This is a genomic window from Cryobacterium suzukii (genome assembly GCF_004403185.1).
GTDB lineage: Bacteria > Actinomycetota > Actinomycetes > Actinomycetales > Microbacteriaceae > Cryobacterium > Cryobacterium suzukii.
Genome location: NZ_SOHJ01000007.1, coordinates 140,293 through 155,806 on the forward strand (window position 1 = coordinate 140,293; position 15,514 = coordinate 155,806).

A 15,514-nucleotide genomic window follows, 5' to 3' on the forward strand; every position below is an offset into this window, starting at 1 on the left:
GAGCGGGGCATCCGTTGTGGCGGGCACTAGGCGGCCGTGACTGTCGGGGGAGCGGCGGCAACACGTGCAACGAGCGCCGCGATGCGGGCGACGGCCTCGCGCAGGGTGTCGGGCGAGCAGGCCAGGTTGAGACGGGCAAACCCTTGGCCGCCGAGGCCGAAGCACTCACCGTTATTGAGGGCGACCCGGGCATCGTCGAGAATGCGCTGGTACGGGCAGTCCCCGAGGCCGAGGTGGCGCAGATCCAGCCAGGCCAGGTAGCTGGCGCGCGGTCGGTGGTAAATCACGGCGGGCAGATATTCACGCAGTAGTTCAGCAAGCAGAAAATCGTTGGCGACAATTTGATCGATGGCATTGTCGAGCCACTCGGTACAACCGAACGCGGTGATGTTGGCGTGCAGGCCCAGGATGCTGGTGCGACAGGCGACCTCTTCGGGCAGCCGGTTCAGCAGGTCATTGGTGGCGTCATCCGCGGCGATGACGAGCGCACACTTGAGCCCGGCCACATTCCAGCCCTTGCTCGCCGAGGTCACGGTGACCGCGCGGGCGCCGGCGGCCAGGGCCAGCGGGGCGAACGGCGTGAATGTGACGCCCGGGTAGGTGAGCGGCGCGTGGATCTCGTCGGAGATGACAAACACGTCGTACTGCGCGGCCAGGCGGGCAAGCGTTTCGAGCGTCTCGCGGCGCCACACAATGCCGTGCGGGTTGTGCGGGTTGCACAGCAGAAAAGCGTCGACGCCGCTCGCGAAGCTGATTTCGAGCGCCTCGAGGTCGAGCACCCAGCTATCACCCTGTTCGAGCAGCGGCGTTTCCACAACGGATGCCGCAGCCTCCTCCACGAGTTCGTAGAAGGGCGGGTAGACGGGCGGGGTGATCGCAACTCGGCCTCCGTGCGGAACAGCCAGGCGAAGGGCCTCAACGATGCCGACGCTCACGTCGGTCGCCAGGTGCACGTGGCTGGGGTCGACGGTCCAGCCCCAGCGATTCAGAGCAAATGCGGCAAAGGCCGGAGCTAGCGGGCCCGGACCGTCAAGGTAACCGGTGTCGGAAGCCTGAACCCGCTCCACGAGGGTGGCGACGATTTCGGGAGCGAGGGGGTAGTCCATCTCGGCAACAAACAAGGGAAGTACGTCGGCGGGAAACCGAGTCCACTTGATGCTGCTGCGCTCGCGCCGGATATGCTCCAGCGGTGCGACCTTGATGACTGACATGACGACAGCTTGTTCCTGCCGTCGCCAATAAGCGAACAGGCACGTAAACATTCGACACATGAGCCACGCGTACGGAATCCCGGCGCCCTTCGACCACTGCCGCCGTAACCATCACGCCTCCACCTGGCTGGGCTTTACGTCCTCGGCGCGGTCACCGGAGAACTGGGCGCCAATATCCGAGTTTGTGACACGAGCGCGGAGATCGTCATAACTACAGTGCACGCGTCTTGACGCCGATTCGCGTGGTGACACCAACCCCCTAACGAATGGAAGGTATTCACAATGCGACACACAACACGACGCCTGCTGGTCGGCCTCACCGCCGCAGTGCTCCTCGCCGGTCCGGTCAGCGCAGCCAGCGCTTATGACGGCTGGGGCGGTGGTAGCTACAGTTCGAGCGATGGGAAGGCGAGTTCCTACATCAACCCCGACACGGGCGCCGCGACAGCGAACAACGACGTTGACCCGAACTCGAGTTGCTTCCGCGCCGACCGGTACGACATGCAGATGTTCAGCCCTGCCGGAACGGCCACGAAGAACGTTCATAACGACGCATGCTTCCTCGACCGCAATGGCAAGAAGCTCGACGGCCCGGCGAGCTTCGAGTCGCGGGGCGTTGGCGTCATCTCCGCGTGTCCCGACCCCGATAACGCCGGACCCAAGACAGCGAGCCTGCGGGACAAGAACGGGGACGGGCGCGCTGACCTGTGCTTCCAGTCCGGATACCAGACCAAGGGCACGGCCGGTGACTTCGAATTCCACGCCCGGCTGAACAACACGGGCATGGTAGGAACCCAGTACGTAACCTGGTGCTCCGACAAGGACGCCGACGGATGCTCCGATGAGTGGAACAAGAGCAGTATCCGCATCGACTGGAGCGCCGACGGCAAGGGAAGTTTCAGCGGCGGCGGATACGACGGACGCTGGTAATACCACCCGGGATGCTGCCTGCGCAGCCGCTACATCCGCGGCCACGTTGACACTTGGGAATCAGGGCGGGAAGTGCGCAACGCACTTCCCGCCCTTCCACTCATTGCACGCCCTAAACGGTCAGTCGATGACGTCGAGCTCTCCCCGAAGAATTTCCGTGTCGGACGGACGTGGGTTCCCGTCGCCCGGCTCCGCTGTAATGACGAGGATTGGATATAGCCGGGGGTCGACGGCCGCCGTCAACGCGACATCCGTTTTCCCCTCCGTGTCAGGATGAAAGGTGCCGGCCGAGATGCGATTTTGTGACTCGGGGGTGTCGCCGGGGCCGACGAACCAGACCTCATAAAACTCGCCCTTGGGCAGGATCGGGAGATCACTCGAGGAAAGGTCGACGATGCGGCCGATGCCGACCAGACGCCCTTCGACGTTGACCCTGCCGCTGCCGGCTGCGGTGATGGATTGGGCGAACTCGACCACGCCCGCCCGGGAGGCCGCATCGCCAATGACGGCGGACTGAACCTGCGCGCCGACCGCGAAGCCCACCCCCAGGCTGGCGGCGACCGCCACGATCTGCAGAATCCGACGTGAGCGCAGCGGAGTGACCGCGCGAGCGGGTTCGGCCTCGTGAACAGCGTCGGCGCCGGAGGAGGTCATCTCGGCCATGCGCGTGGCGGCGACAGCGCGGACCCGTGCGACATCCGCTGCCCGGGGTTCGGGCCGTAAGCCACCGTCCAGGGCCCGACGGAGCCGGTCGATCAGTTCGTCGTCAGTCGCCACGGTCCACCTCCGTCATAAAAGTCCTAAGCCTATCGAGGGCGCGAGCCTGAGCCATGCGCACCGCACCTGGTTTCTTTCCCAACACCTCGGCAGCGCCATCCGATGTCAGTTCAGCGACAACTCTCAGTTCGAGCACTTCCTGTTCACTCGCCGAAAGCTGAGAGAAAGCCCTGCGCACTCGGTCGGCATCATTGAGTGCAACCACCGTCTCGAGTGGGTCAAGCCGCACGCTATCATCCGGCACGAAGTATCGATCGCGACGGGCCTTCGCGTCGGCACGGTAACCCTCGAAAACCACATTGCGCATGATGCCGAACAGCCACGCGTCGAAACCCGCACCGCTCCAGCTGAAGCGGTCGATCTGCTCCATCGCCCGAACTATGGTTTCACTCACAGCATCCTCTGCCGAGTGCACAGAGAACGTCCGTCGCCTGGCGTAGGAAAAAAGTCGCCCATGCGATCGTCGGTATATCTCCTCCCAAGCGTCGGGGTCACAATCCACAGCGCGGCTCACAAGTGACCGCACATCGTCTTCCTCACTCAACGCTCACTCCTTAGACATGACGACCCACGGGGGTTTGTCACAAACCGGGCTCCGCCATCGCAGAAGGTGGCCCCAATGCCGACGAGGAGCCCCGCAACGACGTGCATCAGCATGCCGGCCAGCGTGCGTCGGCATTCTAGGCTGTTTCTCGATAGCGGGATTTGTCGGCCACCACCGGCCCTGGCCTCGAAGATCCCCGAACGCGTCGAAGCCACAAGACCTGCACCGACTAACACGGCGCCGAAAGTCAAGGCCAACATAACGTCCGATCGAAGCCCAGCCAGTAGAGCTTATGTTGCCGAGACTGTACGCCAATCAGGCGCCTTGTGGAGCTGTCCGTAAGAAATGCCGCATTCAGACGACACAGAACGTCACTACGACCGAAATCGCGACCGGAAGATCTGGATTCATTTGGATAACAAGCTGCTGGATCGGATATCCCCATAAGTAGACGCGGTAAGACAGATCGATTCCCGAGCTAGATTTTTTAGAGCGCAGCGCAATCGCGAGGATAACCGCGGGCACGACCGCCCAAGCGAAAATCGCTGCGATGGGAGCCATGAATTCGCCGAGCAGGAGCCACGCGACGACGAGGCTCCAACATGCGTCACCCACTGCTACATATCACCGCATGAGTAATTGGCGGGTATCGAGCCACCCGCCAAACTGTCGAAGCTGAGTCCACGGTGCGGGGATACGGATCAGTTTGAAATGCCCATGATCGATTCCCCTACGTCGGCAGATATTTCCTCCTGGCACAACGAGATCGCGCGGCCGGCTTCACCCTGGGTGTCTTGAAGGAGGTGACTGGACACGACGGTGTGAGTAGAAGTATCGAAGCCCCAACTCTCGATGATGGGAGCCCCTTCGGCGGGGCTAAGAATTTGGGCGTCCCATCCAGCTGCCTGGATGCAATCGGCGAAGTCCTCGACGTAGACCGTCTTCACAACGCCTTCGAGGTCGACATACTGGGGGAAAAAGGCCGTAGCAGCTCCGTTGCCGGCAATGCCGAGAACCATCAGGGCTCCGGCTCCGATTCCGACGCGAGCCATGTTCCGGCGACGTTCGATGGTGCGGCGCACACTACGTTCAGCGGTTGCGACGGTCGATTCAATCTGTGCGTGGGTGGGGGGTGCGATGTTCATGCCGTGCTCCTTTTACTGGTTTTCGATTCGTGCTGCACCCAAGTGGATGCGGGTGCGCTGGATGCGCTTGCGCGCGGCCGCGGGCGACATTCCGAGGGCCGCCGCGGCAGCGGCGTAGCTCTCTCCTTCGACGAGACATCGTTCAATCAACTGCCTATCGATCGGGCCGAGCGCGCCAATCTCTTCCCTTACCCAGTTCAGCTCGTCGATTGCTGACGCCGGAGCACCCGTGCTTGTGGCAGTCTCCGCGGCGTCGAGTGGAAGCGTGCGGCGAGCACGGGAGTTCCTGTTCGAGTTGTACGCCGTGAACCGGCAAGTAGTGAGCAGCCAGGGGAGCAGTGACTCACTTGCCAGCACGATCTTGTGTCGTCGCTTCCACATCACCAGGAAGGTCTCCTGTAGAAGATCGTCGGCTTGGTGCGCTTCGTCCGCCAACGCCCAAGCAAACCGGTATACAGCCGGTCCGTGCCGCGTCATGAGCTCGGAGAAGGCGGCTTTGTCGCCGCGGTTAAGGCTCGTCACGAGCTCATGGTCAGAATCTGAATTCAAGGTGGACCTCCACCTACACAGTGTCAGCCGAACACAGGTTTGTGACACGCGGTCGACTTCTATTTCATCAGCGGCGGCTCGTTGAGCTGGCTCAGTTTCGTCCCGATAGCTCGATCGAGGCCATGCCGCCGTGCCAAGTAACACTGCCTCAAGACCGTCATTTAGTGCTGCGGTTCACACTCATCCCACCGACGTCGAACCTGGCTGTCGGTCCGCGAGCGGAACCCTCAGGTGAGACGTGCTTCCCCTCTGCTTGCCAGCCCAGTCGATGATCAGACGCATACCCTCGGTGAAATCCGATTCGTGCGGACGATTGAGGAAAGCGTGGAAGGTCCCGGGCAACACGTGGTAATCGACCACGACCCCTGCTGCAGACAGTTCCTCGGCGAATAAGCCGCCCGATGAGCGCATCGAGTCCCGATCAGAGTCGATCATGAGCGTCGGAGGAAACTCGTGCAGGGCGTGGCCGCCGGCAAATGCGTGACGTTCCGCCATGGCGGTTCGCGTCCCTGCGTAGTGGAGATTCGTCAAGTTGAGAAGCATCGGCGTGTGCACGAAACGGCGCCGACCACGAAGACGGCCGCGCAAATCGGGTGACCGTTTCGGCAGCGCCGCATGGAAAAACCCGTAAGCGAAGAAAACGCCGACGAGAGGGTCATTTTTTTCGTCCGCCATCCGCAGGACCGCACCGGCTGATAAGCATGCTCCGGCGCTGGCACCACCCAGGATGACCCCGTTGGGTGCCTCGCGCTGCACCTCCCGGACCACGGCCACAACATCGTCAACCGGTATCGGATAGTGAACGGCTGGGCTCCATCCAATCCCACGCGGCGACCGACGAAACCTCGAGAATGTCGCGAGTCGATAGCCAACGGTGACGACAGTGAATCCCGCTGCCGCCAGCGTTCGCGCGACGTCATGCGATTCCGGCTGGTCGAGGTTGCCCTTGAAAAACCCGCCTCCGTGAATCCACACGATCGTTGCAGATCTCAGATGCGCAGTGCCGGTAGGCGGTGAGTACCAGCGCACCGGTATGGAGCCGTGCGGGCCCTGGATCGTACTATCGACCGAGTGGACAGCCATCGAGATCTGGTCGAGCGGCGTCACGTTCTCAACGCCAGGCAGACTGACCCAACCGGCAACGACAGACGATTCCCCATTCGTGAACCCTAGCGCGAGACCGCAAACTGACCGGACCACCCAAACTCTTGATGGGGACTGCGTGCTCCGTTCCGGTAGGGAGACGCCCGTGAAATCCCGTGCCGGCGCGTGAGACCATGACAGCATGTCTCTCTTCACGTTTTCCGAGTCGAAGCACGTAGTGCGAACCGACCTCGTTGGTCTCTACGCAAGCGTCGGGTGGTCAGCGTACGCGAGCGACCCCGATGCTCTTGTCCGCGCGGTGGAGCAGTCGTCCTACGTCGTAACAGCGAGGGACTCGACCGGAGCGCTGGTGGGCCTGGCCCGCGCAATCTCCGATGACGTCACCATCTGTTACCTCCAAGACATCCTCGTTAACCCTGGTCATCAGCGAAACGGCCTCGGCAGAGCTTTGGTCGATAACGTCATCGAGCACTACGTTCACGTTCGACAAAAGGTGCTACTGACCGATGACGAACCGGGCCAACGGGCATTTTACGAATCCATGGGTTTCATCGAAGGGCACGACTTCAGCCCAACGCCCTTGCGTGCTTTCGTCCAAATCGGGAGCTAAGAGCGCCCACGATAGCCCGGCGCAAGCATGGATTCCTCTGCCGGCGTCAACGAATCCCAGGAACTGGTCTTTTCTGAGCGCTATGTCGAACTTGTCGACGTGGTTTCCGGCCCACGCCCTATCACTCCCCACCCACTCTCAAAGCAGTGCCAGCAAGCCGAACGTCGTGCGGGACAGAACGCGGTCAAGAAAGGATCGTCCAGACCGGTGATTTCTGCCGGTCTCCAACGAGGATGCCCGCAACCCAATCGTCTTCTCTGGCATGCCGTCCCATAGCACCGAGCCGGAGTGTCCCCTCGAATTGAAAACCGACACGACGGGCAACGCGAGCGGATGCGACATTGCCCGCATAGGCATGCCACTCGATGCGAACCAGGCCCAGTCCTTCGGGCGAGCTGTCGAATCCGAACTCGACGACAGCTTGAGCAGCCTCGGTGAGCAGGCCGCGACCGCGAAACGGGGCTGCCATCCAGTAGCCGATCGTCGCTTGGTCAGAACCGACGCTGTCGAGGCTGATTGCGCCCGCGAATTCATCGGCGATCGTGATGGCCCACGTGCAACTCTTACCGCTTGCCCAACCGAAGTCGGAGTAGGCGGTGACGTACCCTTCAGCCTCCGTCCGCGTATACGGAACCGGGATCGGCACTCGCCGCTGAATCTCCGGATCCTGACAAGCAGCAGTGATGGCGTCAACGTCCATGAGCGACGGAGCCCTCAGGATGAGTCGGTCCGTGCGCAGTTCTACCTTATTCATACGTTCAAGCTATCGGTTGGCCGAAATTGCCGCGTAAATCACGGTCCGGAAGTGGAATCTTTAGCGGGCGTCTCCTGCGTTGGTCGCTCGGACCATTCGAAGCTCCCGCACACGGTCGTCGGTTTAAACCGCACCGTCGGCGAAAAAGCCATGCTTCGGTAGAAGGCTTGCGCGCGTGGGTTGGCGTCAGCGACCCAGAGCGCACCGGCGCGGTCCTGTCGATGACTGCGTTGAGAAGCGCCGGGAGAGTCCCGAACGGCGTATCGCGTGCGACATTGCTGTCTGCGCAGGCGTAAGTGCAAAGGTCAGCTCAGGAAACAGTGGTTGGCAACCTGTCGGGTACCGCGATATTCGAGTGCGTCGTTTCCGTCAGATCGATGGCGTAGGTGCCGATGAGCGCGATGGCCGCGGGGTCGATGGCGCCAAAGGCTGGCGTGGTGTTTTCTCTTTTCATGCCCCCAGCTAAACAGCCGGGGCCTGGTTCTGTCGTCAGCCTACGGGTTAGATCCACTCATCCTTTGGGAGGAATTTGCAGCAATTTGCCACTCACGCCACGTAGCGGGTTCTAGCGTTGAAGTATGCATCCTGCTTCTAATAATCATCGTTGGCTCGTCGAGCCGCTAATCGGCAGCGTTCTCGTGTTGATCTGGGCTGTCGGTTTCAGCACACACTTGGTGAGCTTCGTCCCGTTGCGCGGAGAAATGATCTGGTCTACAACTCCATACGCGTTCGCGCTCGTGGTCGGCTTCGCGGCCGCCATCGCGCTCTCCCGCGTTGCAACCGGCACCTCGCTCGTCCTGGTTGGCGTGCTTCTGGCGGCTCAGCTGCTCTTTTGGCCTGCTCGGTTCAGCGCGCTCAGTTGGTCGGCGTATTTTATGCTGCTCGTCTTCGCCACACTCGTCGGGTTCTATGCAGCCAGGCGGATGCGCATGGTTGCGCCGTTCGTCTTGGTCCTCTACGCGGTCGTGGTCTCGGCTCTGCTGGTCCTTCCCCGCTTCAGCGCAACCAGCATCGATGGTTTGATCAACGGAAAGCATCTGTCATCTGTTGCCTCGATCCCGGATCTCCTCGTTTGTAGCGGCGTGGCCGCGCTGATCACGTTCGGGTTCTGGTACCTCGGGTTTCGGCTCCGCTTGGTGAGCTCCGCGCTGCGGTCGGGCTGGGATGACGCTACGTCGCCGATTATCAGCATCGCCCAACGGGTGCTGCTTCCGCTGCGCCCGGTGCTAGAGCCAGCCATCGCCGTCGCGTTCTACGTGTTGTGGATTATCGCGGAAGCCGGTCGTTCCGGCGGTTCGCCATGGCCGTCGTTTCCCTTCACACTTGGCCTTCTCGCTGCGTCGATCGCCGTCGCCCGAACCTCTCCCCGGGTTGCGGTCGCGCTGCCTGGCGTCGTGCTTGCGATTCAACTCTTCGGTATTCCCACCCGGTTCAGTTCGACGACCTGGCCCGTGTACTTCGCCGTTCTCGTCACCTGCTTGATCGTGAGTGCGACCGCGGATCGGCGCATCCGCTGGCTGTCTCTGCCGATCACGGCCGTGTATGTCGTCGTGATTACGACGCTGATGACTGTTCCCGCGCTGTCCGACGGCTACGGCTGGACGTCATGGGTCGGCGCTCGAAATTCAGGCGACAACGTCATCGAAAGCTTCGCCGGTGTCCTCGTGGTCGGTCTACTCCTTGCGGCAGCCGCCTGGTTCATCGGTTTTGGCCTTCGTGCATCGCAGTTGAATCGAGCCGCCGACGCGAAGCTCGGTGCAACCGTCGACGAACTCCGCTCGGCCGAGATCGACTTGATCGTCGCGAGCGAGCGCGACCGTATCGCCCAGGACGTGCACGACATCATGGCGCATTCTCTGGCCGTAATCATCGCGCAAGCCGACGGCGCACGTTTCATCGGCCCGCAACGGCCGGATGCGATCAGCGAATCCCTGGAACGAATCGCTGCATCCGCCCGCACGTCGCTGGCCGAGGTGCGAATGCTGATCGAGTCACTTGTCGAAGATCCTGACGGCCACTCGAATCCCAACCTCGAGAACCTGGACGAACTCGTACAGCGGATGCGCGGGGCCGGCCTCACCATCACCGTCGACCGCTTCGGCGACCCCACCGTGCTCACGTCTGGACAGCAACTGGCGGTGTACCGCATCGTGCAGGAGAGCCTGACGAACGCACTCAAACACGCAGGAGCCCAGTCCGCTGCTCGGCTCACGCTCGACTGGCGCGGACCAGGACTTGCCTTGACGGTCGCCTCTATCGGGAAGCCCCGGCAACACCCAGACTCGAACGTGCGCGGGCACGGGCACGGCCGCGGGATCTATGGGATGCGCGAACGCGCACGTCTGGCCGGCGGCTGGCTGACCGCGGACGTGGACGATGAAGCACCGGGCGGCTTCCTGGTCACTGCATTCGTGCCGACGGCGTGCGTTGTCGAACAGACAACCGAGGCGCCGGAAGCCACCCTCCTGGCAGCAGAAGCAGGCTCGCGGTGAGAGCCATCCGAGTTGCGATTGCCGATGACCAGCAACTGTTCTGTTCTGGGATCCAGATGCTCATCGAGTCACAGCCCGACCTGCAGTTCGTCGGTGCCGCTTACGACGGAGAAGCCGCTATCGTCCTCGCTCGCCAGGCGCGCCCGGACGTCATGTTGATGGACATCCGGATGCCGTTGCTCGACGGCATTGAGGCGACTGCGCGCATCCTGGGCGCCACAGACAAACCCGACAGTGACAGCGGTGAATGCGACGCCGATGACTGTGCCACCGTTCTCGACGCGCAGCCAAAGGTAATCATGCTCACGACGTTCCAACGCGATGAAGCGGTCGTTCGCGCAATCCACGCGGGCGCAGACGGTTTCATAATGAAGGACACCACGCCTGAGTTCGTACTCGCTTCGATCCGCACGGTCTACGCCGGGCACTCCGTGATCGCGCCTACCGACACAGCCGACATTATCCGGGCGCAGACGTCCCAGAAACACAGGGAGCCAACCGCAGAATCAATCTCAGCGCTCTCCGCACGCGAGAAAGAGGTCTTCCTGCTCGCAGCGCGCGGCCTCAGCAACGCGGACATCGCCCAGACCGCCTATATCAGCGAGGCGACGGTCAAGAGCCACATCCGCAGCATCCTGGCGAAACTGTCACTCACCTCACGCGTGCAGATCGTCGCGCACGCCTACGAGAACGGGCTGCTGCGCTGAGTCGCCTACTCGCAGAACCCCCTACGGGACGCTTTCAGCGGTTGAGAAGTTCGTGCGAGAGGACGACGGTGGCGAACTCGTCGTGAAGATTGATCGCGGTTACTCGGGAAAGTTCCGCCGCACTGATCATTCCACCTTCGAGGTCTGTCCTGTCAAACGTGTGAGTTGCATCTACGGCAAAGTAGACGGTGTATCCCAGGTTTCCGCCAATGCGTGCTGTTGTTTCGCAGCAGTGATTGGTGGTGATACCGCAGATCACAATGGTAGAGATAGCGTTTTCTCGAAGCCAGAAGTCAAGATCGGGGGTGCCGTGAAAACTTGAGTTGACCGTTTTCTGGACCAATAGATCCGGAGTGCCAGACATGTAGCTTTTCAAGGCATGGCCGGGGTTGCTGGGGTGCAGCGGGGAGAGCGGATTGGAGGAATTATGCTGCACGAAGACAACCGGTCGCGAAAGCCTGTGCCACTCGTTCACTAACGCTGCGATGTTCTGATCACAGTCCGCGTTGTTTCGGGGTCCCCACCATTTGACTTGGTCAAATCCTTGCTGAGCGTCAACGACGATCAGGGCGGTGTGATCATCGATCGAGGGTAGTTGGATCAAGATTTAGGCTCCTTATTAATTTTCAGATCAATGACCAAAATGGTTGATCCCGCGACGCCAGGTAGGACCGAGACTTCCCGCTGCCGCCAGCGTTCGCGCGACGTCATGCGATTCCGGCTGGTCGAGGTTGCCCTTGAAAAACCCGCCTCCGTGAATCCACACGATCGTTGCAGATCTCAGATGCGCAGTGCCGGTAGGCGGTGAGTACCAGCGCACCGGTACGGAGCCGTGCGGGCCCTGGATCGTACTATCGACCGAGTGGACAGGCATCGAGATCTGGTCGAGCGACGTCACGTTCTCAACGCCAGGCAGACTGACCCAACCGGCAACGACAGACGATTCCCCATTCGTGAACCCTAGCGCGAGACCGCAAACGATTACTGCAGGGGCCGCAACGCCCCCCGTGGCACCCATGCCGGGTCTCCCTGACCGGACCACCCAAACTCTTGATGGAAACTTCGTAAGCGGAACCTCAGACGGGACGGGTTTTGCCATCAATGTAGAACCAGATGCGTGCCCCACCGGAGAGTTCGTATTGCCATTGATCGTGGGTGATGCCGTCGCGAACAACAGTTGCAATTGGCCCTTGAGCTGGTGGCAGTTGAGGTCTGATCGCTTGGGGGCCTTCGTGAGTCGGTCCTAGGCATCCGCGGCAGAGCTTTTTGCATTGCGACGATGTCGCGCCATCCGGTGGCAGCTTGACTCGTAGCGTGCTCGATCGCGAATTCTCATGATTTGAGTGGCCCGGAAACGGAACCCTTCTCAGGCGTTCTACGCGGGCTATATTCTGGAGCGAATGCTCCATTTGACACTCACGACGCCCCAAGATCTCGACGCAGTCACCGCGTTCCTTCGCGTTGCTGACCTGACGCTCAGCGGACTCGATTCCCCCACTGTGCGACTGTGGACGGCACGCGACGCCGAAACCGGACGCATCGTTGCCAGCACGGGCTACGAGCGCAGCGACGACAACGAACACGTTCTCATTCGCAGCGTTGCCGTCGCTCCGGCACTCCGAGGTCTAGGCGTGGGCCTCCAATTGGCACGCTTCGCGCTCGACCGAGCCGCCGAATCCGGAGCAACTCGAGCCTGGCTCTTCAGTCGACGATCCGGACCGTTCTGGCAAAAAGTCGGATTCGTCTCGGCGGACAGGAGCGAACTCGCGATCGCTCTCGCGTCGACGCATCAGGTGCAGCTCTTCACAGAATCCGGGCAGCTCCAACGCGAAGTGGCGTGGAGCCGACTTCTCTAGAGAGATCCGCCCTACGCAATTCTAGGAACGCCTGTAAGGGGAACCCCCTACGAAAAGGCTTTGTCGTGCTCCAAAAAAGCAGATCACGGTCGACGCTACAGGCATCTAGGAGTCACCCCTTTTGTTCGCACCCGTCGTCAACGAAAACGCTCGTCGTCGAATTGCTGAACGCCACCCGCCATGCTCCACGTGGCGGCAAACGGCATCAGGGTCTCGATGGCGACGACGCGCACTCCCTCAATAGACGGGAGCAGCACCCGGGTACCCGGGTAATAATCGAAAAGAACCTGCCGGTCCCGCCCGCACGGGCCGACAACACCGCGCCCGTGATTGCCAACAGCGACGATGGTCGTAATGCCTCGCCCCCTGTTCGCACGAGCCGCGCCGAGCGCGACCAGTTCGGCGCACGGTCCGCCCGTGAAGTGGAACGTGTTGACCCCGGCGAACATGCGCCCGTCCTCGTCGCGTACTGGTCCGCGTTGTGCGCATCCCCTTCTATGAAGCCGAGAGACGCGTGGAGGTCGCGCGCCTCAATTAGGTCGGTGCGGGTGTCCAACCGCAGCTCCTTGCGGGCCAGCGAGCCGCGTTAGGAAGAGATCGACTGACTCGTTCTCCAGCATCCGATTAAGAATTTCCCTGTCGAATATAGCTGTCTGTGAGAGCTGCGGAAGCAATCGGCGAATCTCTTCCGCGACAGCGTCGTCGGCGTGGGTGGCGATCGAAATGGTCAACTGATCTTCCATAGGGAGAGGCTACCTGTGGCGCAATGCTCACCTGCGGAACTTCACTCGCTTTGGGATTACGCACTCCCGTGCGGACAAGGTGCAGCAACGAGGCCATGAGCTTGGCCGCCGCGATGCTGTCTGCGGCAAGATCCGCAACTGGCAGTGGCGACGAAAGCGGCACGGGTCCGGGTAAACGAACCCGATTCGTTAGCTCCGGAAGTTCAGCGGAATCGGAAAGAAACGTGCTGAGGAAGGTTCCCATCGGTTGCCTCCCGCGCCCTCGACCGTTCACGTGGGCGTGGAGCCAAACGGTCATCGGTGAACCCCACTTTATCCCCACGGTACGAGTTGCAATTGACGATGCTGAGGCCGAGCAATCAGGCACGGATTAGAGCCGGCGATAGGTCAGCTGGCGAGCAGACCAAAGACAGACGCGACAAGCGTCTGTCCGGCGATCTTGGCCCACCCGCCGAGCCCGAGGCTGCGTTGGTGATGCACTTTGAGGAAGTCGTCGACGAACCCTACGCCAGCCGTGCCTATGAACATGAATAGCACGAGCAGTGAAGACGCCGAAATACCCTCGCCGCCGCTGACGATTACCGCGACGAAGAACCCGAATAGCGTCGCCAAGATGATCACAATGCCGCCCATTGAGGGCGTTCCACGCTTGGTGTGATGCGACTTCGGACCGTCGGCGGATGAACTGGCCGAGTTCAAGCCGCTTGAACAAACGGACGAACAACGGAGTTAGAAGAAGCGAAAAGGCAAGGGCGAGACCGCTGGCCGTTAGTAGAGTCCCACTGCGTCAGTGTGGCAGTTGGCTGCCCATATGTCGCACTACAGCCGACTATTGCCCACATGACGCGATATCGTCCCAGGCAAGTCCGGGAGATTTACCTGTTGGCGGGCGGACGGCGCTTGGCCTTCTCGAGGGTGCCCGTAAGCCGAACCCCCTGCGGTAAAGTGGCGGGTCAATCTCCGTGTGCTCAATACTTTCGGCAATCGAAACATTGAGTTCAGCGGCGTGGACCGACAATCAAAATATCTTCCTCGGTTGTCCATCTGGCGTATGGCCAAACCTGGCTATCAGCAAGAGCACAAGCGCGGTGCCCGATAACACCCCGTCCAGTATTCCGGCAGGAAGCAGAAAGATCATTAGCGCCAACGTCACGATGCAGTTGATCAAGGAAAGCGCGAGCCCCCAGAGTCGGTTCCGTAACAGCCCGACCGCGCCGAGCACACGAAGAGCCGCGAAAACCCCACTCATAGCCATCATGAGATAGAGATTGTCCTGCAAATAGGGAAGCGCGAAGACCTCGGCATTTTCGACTATGGACGCTGGCGGGATCTGGAGAGCGAGGAGGACAACGACGCCAATGAAGACCAATCCCTCCATAAGTACGCCCTGGACTAGGAGCAACCCGGCCGCCCACCGATACTGCCGTCGTTGAATTGTGTCCACTCCACAACCCTATCGACCGCACAGGGTCCCGGCTGTCGAACCTCCTGCGGGGCTCCGAACGGGCACGAAATTTGCGAGGCACCCCAAACAAAGTTCGGGTGGCGGGGATGGATATGATTTCGTTGTGTCGATCGAGCCAGCTAGAACCCGAATCGCTGCGGTGGCACTCTTCGCCGCTTGGCTTGTGCACGACGTAGAAGAAGTGTTCACCTTCCCGGCCACGTCCAGGCTGCTCGCCGCACGTTTGGGCACCGACCGGGTGGTAGTTTCTCCGTCGCAATCTGTACTCGCCATCGCGCTCATGGGAGTGCTTGTTGGCGCGGCCTGCGTTCGCGGCGCACGCACCCAAGGAAGATCACGTCTCTACCGAGCGGTGTTAGCGGGCTTGGAAGCTCATGTGGTCACGCACATCGCGACTTCGATCTCCTTCAAGAGCTACACCGCTGGACTCATAACGGCACCCCTCGTGATGTTTCCCGGGGCGCGAGTAGCCCGGGCTGAACTCCGTCGAGGCGGCTCGCCCCTCCTGCCGTCTGACACCGTACATGGCGGGGCGCTTCTGTTCGCCGCGGCAATATTTTCGCACTTCATTTCACGCCTCTTCCTCGGAGCAGGTTACCCGCGGGCACGAATCCCACGTATGTAGCA

At 61.3% G+C, this 15,514-nt stretch carries 19 protein-coding genes and 1 pseudogene; 6 read left to right on the plus strand and 14 right to left on the minus strand.

The annotated features are described in order from the left end of the window. Nucleotides 1-26: 26 nt before the first annotated feature. Complete coding sequence (locus E3T39_RS07650; protein ID WP_134514118.1) at nucleotides 27-1,211, minus strand: MalY/PatB family protein; 1,185 nt, start codon at nucleotides 1,209-1,211, stop codon at nucleotides 27-29. Between the two features lie 282 nt (nucleotides 1,212-1,493). On the opposite strand from E3T39_RS07650, the gene E3T39_RS07655 reads away from it, so the two are divergent. After that, a complete protein-coding gene (locus E3T39_RS07655; RefSeq protein WP_134514119.1) occupies nucleotides 1,494-2,141 on the plus strand; it encodes a hypothetical protein in 648 nt (215 codons plus the stop codon). 120 nt (nucleotides 2,142-2,261) lie between these two features. Here the strand turns inward: E3T39_RS07655 and E3T39_RS07660 are convergent, their stop codons facing one another. From E3T39_RS07660 to E3T39_RS07685, 6 genes are all read right to left on the minus strand, one after another. After that, the gene (locus E3T39_RS07660; RefSeq protein WP_134514120.1) at nucleotides 2,262-2,918 is read right to left on the minus strand and encodes an anti-sigma factor; all 657 of its coding nucleotides are present in this window, start codon (nucleotides 2,916-2,918) and stop codon (nucleotides 2,262-2,264) included. Continuing rightward, nucleotides 2,908-3,444, minus strand: a complete 537-nt coding sequence (locus E3T39_RS07665) for an RNA polymerase sigma factor (RefSeq protein ID WP_338145265.1) — start codon at nucleotides 3,442-3,444, stop codon at nucleotides 2,908-2,910. The genes E3T39_RS07660 and E3T39_RS07665 overlap by 11 nt, the downstream gene beginning before the upstream one ends. 372 nt (nucleotides 3,445-3,816) lie before the next feature. Continuing rightward, nucleotides 3,817-4,023, minus strand: coding sequence for a hypothetical protein (locus E3T39_RS07670; RefSeq protein WP_134514122.1), 207 nt, complete (start codon nucleotides 4,021-4,023; stop codon nucleotides 3,817-3,819). Nucleotides 4,024-4,163: 140 nt separating this feature from the next. Continuing rightward, on the minus strand, nucleotides 4,164-4,607 hold the full coding sequence (locus E3T39_RS07675) for a hypothetical protein (RefSeq protein WP_134514123.1): 444 nt from the start codon (nucleotides 4,605-4,607) through the stop codon (nucleotides 4,164-4,166). Nucleotides 4,608-4,619: 12 nt separating this feature from the next. Then, on the minus strand, nucleotides 4,620-5,156 hold the full coding sequence (locus E3T39_RS07680; RefSeq protein WP_134514124.1) for an RNA polymerase sigma factor: 537 nt from the start codon (nucleotides 5,154-5,156) through the stop codon (nucleotides 4,620-4,622). A 180-nt stretch (nucleotides 5,157-5,336) separates the two neighbouring features. Continuing rightward, nucleotides 5,337-6,263, minus strand: coding sequence for an alpha/beta hydrolase (locus E3T39_RS07685; RefSeq protein WP_166784081.1), 927 nt, complete (start codon nucleotides 6,261-6,263; stop codon nucleotides 5,337-5,339). A gap of 178 nt (nucleotides 6,264-6,441) precedes the next feature. Between E3T39_RS07685 and E3T39_RS07690 the strand changes: the two genes are divergently transcribed. Continuing rightward, nucleotides 6,442-6,870, plus strand: coding sequence for a GNAT family N-acetyltransferase (locus E3T39_RS07690; protein ID WP_134514126.1), 429 nt, complete (start codon nucleotides 6,442-6,444; stop codon nucleotides 6,868-6,870). A gap of 184 nt (nucleotides 6,871-7,054) precedes the next feature. Here the strand turns inward: E3T39_RS07690 and E3T39_RS07695 are convergent, their stop codons facing one another. Further along, nucleotides 7,055-7,624, minus strand: a complete 570-nt coding sequence (locus tag E3T39_RS07695) for a GNAT family N-acetyltransferase (RefSeq protein ID WP_134514127.1) — start codon at nucleotides 7,622-7,624, stop codon at nucleotides 7,055-7,057. Nucleotides 7,625-7,934: 310 nt separating this feature from the next. After that, nucleotides 7,935-8,078, minus strand: coding sequence for a hypothetical protein (locus E3T39_RS16160; RefSeq protein ID WP_166784082.1), 144 nt, complete (start codon nucleotides 8,076-8,078; stop codon nucleotides 7,935-7,937). 124 nt (nucleotides 8,079-8,202) lie between these two features. Here E3T39_RS16160 and E3T39_RS07700 point away from each other — a divergent pair, with 124 nt between their 5' ends. Then, the gene (locus E3T39_RS07700; RefSeq protein ID WP_134514128.1) at nucleotides 8,203-10,116 is read left to right on the plus strand and encodes a sensor histidine kinase; all 1,914 of its coding nucleotides are present in this window, start codon (nucleotides 8,203-8,205) and stop codon (nucleotides 10,114-10,116) included. A gap of 56 nt (nucleotides 10,117-10,172) precedes the next feature. Next, nucleotides 10,173-10,823 carry a LuxR C-terminal-related transcriptional regulator gene (locus tag E3T39_RS07705; protein WP_241979587.1) on the plus strand — a complete coding sequence of 217 codons (651 nt, stop codon included), beginning with the start codon at nucleotides 10,173-10,175 and terminating at the stop codon, nucleotides 10,821-10,823. Nucleotides 10,824-10,857: 34 nt separating this feature from the next. Here E3T39_RS07705 and E3T39_RS07710 read toward each other — a convergent pair whose 3' ends face one another. Then, a complete protein-coding gene (locus E3T39_RS07710; RefSeq protein WP_241979588.1) occupies nucleotides 10,858-11,427 on the minus strand; it encodes a cysteine hydrolase family protein in 570 nt (189 codons plus the stop codon). 796 nt (nucleotides 11,428-12,223) lie between these two features. Between E3T39_RS07710 and E3T39_RS07715 the strand changes: the two genes are divergently transcribed. Next, the gene (locus E3T39_RS07715; RefSeq protein WP_134514130.1) at nucleotides 12,224-12,679 is read left to right on the plus strand and encodes a GNAT family N-acetyltransferase; all 456 of its coding nucleotides are present in this window, start codon (nucleotides 12,224-12,226) and stop codon (nucleotides 12,677-12,679) included. A gap of 137 nt (nucleotides 12,680-12,816) precedes the next feature. Here E3T39_RS07715 and E3T39_RS07720 read toward each other — a convergent pair whose 3' ends face one another. The 4 genes and pseudogenes from E3T39_RS07720 to E3T39_RS07735 form a co-directional block, all read right to left on the minus strand. Beyond that, complete coding sequence (locus E3T39_RS07720; protein WP_134514131.1) at nucleotides 12,817-13,128, minus strand: cytidine/deoxycytidylate deaminase family protein; 312 nt, start codon at nucleotides 13,126-13,128, stop codon at nucleotides 12,817-12,819. 81 nt (nucleotides 13,129-13,209) lie between these two features. Then, a complete protein-coding gene (locus tag E3T39_RS07725; RefSeq protein ID WP_134514132.1) occupies nucleotides 13,210-13,422 on the minus strand; it encodes a hypothetical protein in 213 nt (70 codons plus the stop codon). A gap of 396 nt (nucleotides 13,423-13,818) precedes the next feature. Beyond that, nucleotides 13,819-14,146, minus strand: a pseudogene (locus E3T39_RS07730) (phospho-N-acetylmuramoyl-pentapeptide-transferase); the annotation flags it as partial. A gap of 294 nt (nucleotides 14,147-14,440) precedes the next feature. Continuing rightward, on the minus strand, nucleotides 14,441-14,866 hold the full coding sequence (locus E3T39_RS07735; RefSeq protein ID WP_241979589.1) for a hypothetical protein: 426 nt from the start codon (nucleotides 14,864-14,866) through the stop codon (nucleotides 14,441-14,443). 160 nt (nucleotides 14,867-15,026) lie between these two features. Between E3T39_RS07735 and E3T39_RS16700 the strand changes: the two genes are divergently transcribed. Continuing rightward, entirely contained in the window at nucleotides 15,027-15,512 is a 486-nt protein-coding gene (locus tag E3T39_RS16700) for an HXXEE domain-containing protein (RefSeq protein ID WP_166784083.1), read from the plus strand. Nucleotides 15,513-15,514: the final 2 nt, after the last annotated feature.